6 protein-coding genes are annotated in these 6,324 nt (G+C 71.4%); 2 read left to right on the forward strand and 4 right to left on the reverse strand.

What is annotated here, in order from left to right:
• The 3 genes from ABDW35_RS29845 to ABDW35_RS29855 form a co-directional block, all read right to left on the reverse strand.
• On the reverse strand, positions 1 to 303 hold a 303-nt coding region (locus tag ABDW35_RS29845; RefSeq protein WP_343717485.1), incomplete at its 3' end, for a sulfatase-like hydrolase/transferase.
• A 247-nt stretch (positions 304 to 550) separates the two neighbouring features.
• The gene (lysM, locus tag ABDW35_RS29850; protein WP_343717486.1) at positions 551 to 982 is read right to left on the reverse strand and encodes a peptidoglycan-binding protein LysM; all 432 of its coding nucleotides are present in this window, start codon (positions 980 to 982) and stop codon (positions 551 to 553) included.
• A 119-nt stretch (positions 983 to 1,101) separates the two neighbouring features.
• Entirely contained in the window at positions 1,102 to 3,495 is a 2,394-nt protein-coding gene (locus tag ABDW35_RS29855; RefSeq protein ID WP_343717487.1) for a heavy metal translocating P-type ATPase, read from the reverse strand.
• Between the two features lie 80 nt (positions 3,496 to 3,575).
• Here ABDW35_RS29855 and ABDW35_RS29860 point away from each other — a divergent pair, with 80 nt between their 5' ends.
• Both ABDW35_RS29860 and ABDW35_RS29865 read left to right on the forward strand, forming a co-directional pair.
• Positions 3,576 to 4,046: a helix-turn-helix domain-containing protein gene (locus tag ABDW35_RS29860; protein WP_343717488.1), complete on the forward strand. Its 471-nt coding sequence runs from the start codon at positions 3,576 to 3,578 to the stop codon at positions 4,044 to 4,046.
• Between the two features lie 267 nt (positions 4,047 to 4,313).
• Positions 4,314 to 4,946, forward strand: coding sequence for a LysE family transporter (locus ABDW35_RS29865; protein WP_343717489.1), 633 nt, complete (start codon positions 4,314 to 4,316; stop codon positions 4,944 to 4,946).
• Between the two features lie 135 nt (positions 4,947 to 5,081).
• Here ABDW35_RS29865 and ABDW35_RS29870 read toward each other — a convergent pair whose 3' ends face one another.
• Positions 5,082 to 6,122 carry a zinc-dependent alcohol dehydrogenase family protein gene (locus tag ABDW35_RS29870; protein WP_343717490.1) on the reverse strand — a complete coding sequence of 347 codons (1,041 nt, stop codon included), beginning with the start codon at positions 6,120 to 6,122 and terminating at the stop codon, positions 5,082 to 5,084.
• Positions 6,123 to 6,324: the final 202 nt, after the last annotated feature.

A 6,324-nucleotide genomic window follows, 5' to 3' on the forward strand; every position in this document is an offset into this window, starting at 1 on the left:
CAGCAGCGGGTCCCACCCGCCGCGCCGCACCTCCAGCGCCAGGTTGGTGTGGCGGGCGTCGAGCGGCATGCCGTTGCGGACGCTGCGATGGGTGTGCGGGTACAGGCCGGTCAGCAGCGAGGCGCGCGACGGGCCGCAGGGATAGGCCACGGTGTGGTGGCGGCGGAACAGCGTGGCCTCGCCCGCCAGCGCGTCCAGCGCCGGGGTGCGGATGCAGGGATGCCCCACCGCCGACAGCGTGTCACCGCGCCACTGGTCGGCGGTGATGAACAGGACATTGGCCAAGCCCGAGGACTCCCGCATGCGCTCCCCGCCCTGCTGATAGCGCAACGGCAGGCGACGCGACACGGGAAAGCGGGCTTCATATCTCCGAGCCCTCTATCGGCCTCTTCACCATATCGTCATCCCGGGCGCGGCGCAGCACGCAGTGATGCGCCGCAGAACCGGGATCTCCTCGACAATCGCGCAGGGATCCTGTGTCTGCGCCGCGGCACTTCGCGCCGCAGCGCGCACGGGATGACGATCAGCTCATGATATTGGTGCGACCCGGCTACGGGATGCGCAGCACCTGGCCCGGATAGATCTTGTCCGGCGACTTCAGCATCGGCTTGTTGGCCTCGAAGATCTTTGGATAGTCGTTGGCGTTGCCGTATTCCGCCTTGGCGATGGCGGAGAGGGTGTCGCCCTTCTTCACCGTGTAGAACCGCGATTCCGGCGCCGGCGCGGCGGCGGCGAGGTCGTTCTGCACCTGGGCGACGCCGGGCGTGTTGCCGACCGCGAGCGCGATCTTCTCCGCCACCTCGGTGGAGGCAACGTTGCCGCCGACCGTCACCTTGTCGCCCTCGACCTTGATGTCGACCCCGGCAGGGTCCAGCCCCTGCGCCTGGATCTGCTTCTTCAGGTCGTCCGCCGTCGCGGCCTGGGCTTCGCCCCCGCCGAACAGCTTCTCGCCCGCATGCTTGATGAAATTGATCAGCCCCATGGCACACCCCCTGGTTGCCTGGTTGGTGCTTGCCGTCGCGGGCTCCGGTCCGGCCCTGGCCGGCTGCGGAGGTTCAACGGCGAGCCTGGGGATTATGTTCCCAGACCCGCCGCCCGCTGTCACGCCGCCATCGCCTGGCCGCACTGGCTGCAGTAGCGGGCCGAGGCCTGGTTCGGCGTCCGGCAGGCGCCGCAGGCGACGCTCGCCGGTTCCGATCCGCAGGCGCCATGGGCGCAGCAATCCTCGGCCTCCCGGCCCTCGGCGCCATGGTCATGATCGTGGCCGTGGCTATGACCATGCCCATGATCGTGGTCGTGCGCGTGACCATCCGCATGGTCATGCGCGTGGACCGCCGCGGCCTTGGCCGCCGCCGGCCGCACCGCCGGCAGCAGGCGCAGCAGCCTGAGCGCGTTCAGCGTCACCAGCACGGTGGCGCCGGTGTCGGCCAGGATCGCCATCCACAGCGAGGTGGCGCCGAGCACCGTCGTCGCCAGGAACAGCCCCTTGAGGCCGAGGGCCACGGCGATGTTCTGGTGGATGTTGGCCAGGGTGGCGCGGGACAGGCCGATCAGCTCGGCCACGCCGACGACGCGGTTGTTCAGCAGCGCCGCATCCGCCGTCTCCAGCGCCACGTCGGTGCCGCCGCCCATGGCGATGCCGACCGAAGCGGCGGCCAGCGCCGGCGCGTCGTTGATGCCGTCGCCGACCATCGCCACCGGGCCTTCTGCCTTCAGCCGCCCGATCGCCGCCAGCTTGTCGTCGGGCAGCAGCTCGGCCTCGACCGCGATGCCGAGCGTGCCGGCCACGGCCGTGGCGGTGCGGCGGTTGTCGCCGGTCAGCATCACCGGCTGCACCCCGGCCCGGCGCAGCGCCGCCACCGCGGCGGCGGCATCCTCGCGCGGCTCGTCGCGCAGCGCGATCAGCCCGCGCGGCCCGGCCCCGCCCAGCAGCAGCACGACGGTCTTGCCCGCGGCCTCCAGCGCCGCGACCCGGTCGGCGAGCCCAGCCGGCAGCGGCCCACGCTCGGCGGCGTAGCGCGGCGACCCGACCGCCAGGAGATCGCCGCCGACCCGGCCCAGCACCGCCTTGCCGGCGATGGCCGACGCCTCGGCGACGGCCGGCACGGCAATCCTGCGGGCGGCAGCGGCGTCCAGGATGGCGCGGGCCAGCGGGTGGCTGGAGCCGCTTTCGACCGCCGCCGCCTCGGCCAGCACCGCGGCTTCGGGGATGCCCAGCGCGACGATGTCGGTGACCTGCGGCCGGCCGACGGTCAGCGTGCCGGTCTTGTCGAAGGCCACGGCCTTGACCTTCCCCAACATCTCCAGCGCGGCGCCGCCCTTCAGCAGCAGGCCGCGGCGGGTGCCGGCGGCGATGCCGGAGGCGATGGCCGCCGGGGTCGACAGCACCAGGGCGCAGGGGCAGGCGATCAGCAGCAGCGACAGGCCGCGATAGGTCCAGACCGTCCAGTCGCTGCCGAACAGCAACGGCGGCACCGCGATCACCAGGCCGGAGACGACCATGGCGGCCGGGGTGTACCAGGCGCTGAACCGGTCGATGAAGCGGGCGGTCGGCGCCTTGCTGGACTGCGCCGTCTCGACCATGTGGATGATGCGGGCGATGGTGTTGTCCGCCGCCGCGCGGGCGACCCGCAGGCGCAGCACGCCGCCGGCATTGATGCTGCCGGCATAGACGGCGTCGCCCGCCGCCTTGGCCACCGGCACGGATTCGCCGGTGATCGGCGCCTCGTCCAGCTCCGACGCACCGTCGACGATCTCGCCGTCGGCCGGCACCCGGTCGCCGGGGCGGACCAGCACGATGTCGCCGATCGCCAGGTCGTCGACCGCGACGGTCTCCAGCCGTCCGCCGGTCTCGCGCTGCGCCGTGCGCGGCACCAGCGACACCAGCGCCTTGATGCCCTGGCGGGCACGACCGGCGGCGACGGTCTCCAGCAGCTCGCCGACCGCGAACAGGAACACCACCACCGCCGCCTCGGACGCCGCGCCGATGGCGATGGCGCCGATGGCGGCGACGGCCATCAGCGTCTCGATGCTGAAGGGCGAGCCGGAGCGGATCAGGGTCAGGGCGCGGCGGGCCACCGGCACCAGCCCGATCAGCGCCGCGGCGACATAGGCCCATTCCGCCTCGGCCGGGACGATCTGCCCGGCGACGAAGGCCGCGGCCAGCAGCAGGCCGGTGAAGCCGACCAGCTGCGCCTTGCGCTCGCGCCACCAGGGCCGGGCGTCCTCCGGGGCCGGCGCGCGGGGCGTGGCATCGTCGATCGCGGTCGGCGTGAAGCCGAGGGCGCGGATCTTGGCCTCCACCGCCTGGCCGTTCGCGGCGGCACCGGCCGCGCCGAAGGCCAGCAGGCCGGTGGCGAAATTGACCTCGACGCCGCTGACGCCGTCGATCCGGCCCAGCGCCGTCTGCAGCTTGCCGACGCAGCTGGGGCAATCCATGCCCTCGACCCGGTAGCGCAGGGTCAGGCCCTGCCGCTCGTCATTCGCCGCTGCCATGCGACGCGCTCCCTTGCCGAAACATCCGTCGCAGGGGAAGATGGGAGCTACAGCGACTATAGCTTCAAGAGGAAAATGCGATGTCCGCGCGTGGCGACGCGATGCCGATCGGCGAGCTGGCCCGCCGCACCGGCTGCAAGGTCCAGACCATCCGCTACTACGAGCAGATCGGGCTGATGCCGGAGGCGGCCCGGACCCTGGGCAACCAGCGGATCTACGGCCGGGCGCACAGCGACCGGCTGGCCTTCATCCGCCACAGCCGCGAGCTGGGATTTCCGCTGGACGCGATCCGCCAGCTGCTGACCCTGTCGGACGATCCGAACCAGCCCTGCGCCACCGCCGACCGGATCGCGCAGGAGCAGCTGGTGGCGGTGCAGGCCCGCATCGCCCGGCTGGAGGCGCTGAAGGCCGAGCTGGAGCGGATGGTCGAGCAGTGCCGCCACGGCACCATCGGCCATTGCCGGGTGATCGAGGTGCTGGCCGACCACAGCCACGGCCATTGCCTGCATACGGACCACGGGGCCGGCGAGGAGATCGAGACCGCCGCCTGAGAGACCGTTTGGAAATACTACTGGCGTGGCCGTCTGACGGCGGTTTCTCCGCTTCCGGTGCTCACGCACCAAACGTGCGCTGCGCTCCGGTTCTCGAAACCACCGCCAGCCGACTCGCGCCAGCGCATTTCCAAACGGTCTCTGAGCCCTGCGCGATTCGCAGGGCGCCCCGGCGTGCGGCGGGCCCTCGGCCGCTTGCGGCACGGCCTCGGACGGTCCGACATGGAGCGAGGCGGCACGGCACGCCGCGGTCGCGGAGAGGACATCATGGACATCACCATCCCGCTGCTCAGCATCCTCGGCGCCATCGTGGTCGGCGCGGCCAGCCCGGGGCCGAGCTTCGTCTTCGTCACCCGCACCGCCATCGCCCTGTCGCGCCGCGACGGGCTGGCTGCCGCGCTGGGCATGGGCGTCGGCGGGGTGGTCTATGGCGGGCTCGGCCTGTTTGGCCTGCAGGCGATCCTGGCCCAGGTGGAGTGGCTGTACCTGGCGCTGAAGGTGGCGGGCGGCCTGTACCTGCTGTGGCTCGCCCTCGCGCTGTGGCGCACGGCGGACAAGCCGATCACGGTGCCGAAGACGGCGGAGGGCCGGCCGCGCAGCGTCCGCCGCTCCTTCACCCTCGCCGCCGTCACCCAGCTGAGCAATCCGAAGGCCGCGATCGTCTATGGCAGCATCTTCGCCGCCTTCCTGCCGCCGCAGGTGCCGGTGTGGACTTTCGCCGTGCTGCTGCCGGCGATCTTCGCCATCGAAGCCGGATGGTACACCATCGTCGCCCTGGTCTTCTCCGCCGACCGGCCGCGTGCCGTCTATCTGCGGTGGAAGCGCTGGTTCGACCGCGCCGCCGGCTCGGTCATGGGCGCGCTCGGCATCCGCCTGATCCTGGGGGCGGGGAAGCTCTAGGAACTCTCCCCTCCTCTACTGTCATTGCCGGGCTTGACCCGGCAATCCAGGGGCCACAGAGAGCCGTTCTCGAAAGCCCCTGGATCCTCGGGTCAAGCCCGAGGATGACAATAAAGGCAGGGCGGGATCGACCTCTCAGAACCGCGTCACGACGCTGATCCCCGTACCGTCGAAGCGGTCCATCTGGGGCAGGGCCACCGCTGCCTCGTCCAGGCTGATGCGGCTGCCGATCAGCTTCTGCGGCGCCAGCGTGCCGGCGGCGATCATGTCCAGCATCGCCTGGTAGCGGAACGCCTGCATGCCGTGGCTGCCCAGGATCTCCAGCTCATAGGCGATCACCCGGTCCATCGGCACCGGCGACCGGGCGTGGTCGTCCAGCATCAGCCCGACCTGGATGTGGCGGCCGCGCCGGCGCAGGCAGCGGATCGAGTTCATGCAGGTGGCCGGGTGGCCCAGCGCGTCGACCAAGACATGGGCGCCGCCGCCGGTCAGGTCGCGGATCTCGTGCACCACATTGGCCGAACCGCCAGCATTGACCGTCGCCGCCGCGCCGAGCCGGCGGGCGAGGTCGAGCTTCTGGTCGGTCAGGTCGACCGCCACGACATTGGCCCCAAGCGCCCGGGCGATCATGATCGCCGACAGGCCGACGCCGCCGCAGCCATGCACCGCCACCCATTCCCCGCCGCGCACCCGGCCCTGGTCGACGATGGCGCGGAACGAGGTGGCGAAGCGGCAGCCCAGGCTGGCCGCGGTGGCCGAATCGATCTCGTCCGGCAGGGCGACGAGGTTGGTGTCGGCGAAGTCGAGCGCGACATATTCGGCGAAGGAGCCCCAGGCGGTGAAGCCGGGCTGGAACTGCCGTTCGCACACCTGCTGGTTGCCGCTGGCGCATTCCGGGCAATGGCCGCAGCCGGAGACGAAGGGCACGGTGACCCGCTGGCCCTTGCGCCAGCGCCGCACCTGCGGCCCGACCGCGACGATGGTGCCCGCCAGCTCATGCCCCGGCACATGCGGCAGCACGATGTCGGCGTCATGCCCCATCCAGCCATGCCAGTCGCTGCGGCACAGCCCGGTCGCCTCGACCTTCACCACCACGCCCTCCGCCGCGGGCGACGGGTCCGGCACGGTCTGCACGGTCGGCGCCTGGCGGAACTGTTCGAAGACGACGGCTTTCATCGCGGCGGGACCTGCTGTTGCGGAAAGAGGCGGTACGTCCGCCGAAAAAAGAACCTCTCCCTATTTGTCATTGCCGGGCTTGACCCGGCAATCCAGGGGCCACCGAGAGCGGCTCTTGAAAGCCCCTGGATCCTCGGGTCAAGCCCGAGGATGACACTATGAGAGACTATCCGATGCCGAAAATCCGGTGCGTGCCTTCGAC

Source organism: Inquilinus sp., assembly GCF_039594555.1.
Taxonomy (GTDB): domain Bacteria; phylum Pseudomonadota; class Alphaproteobacteria; order DSM-16000; family Inquilinaceae; genus Inquilinus.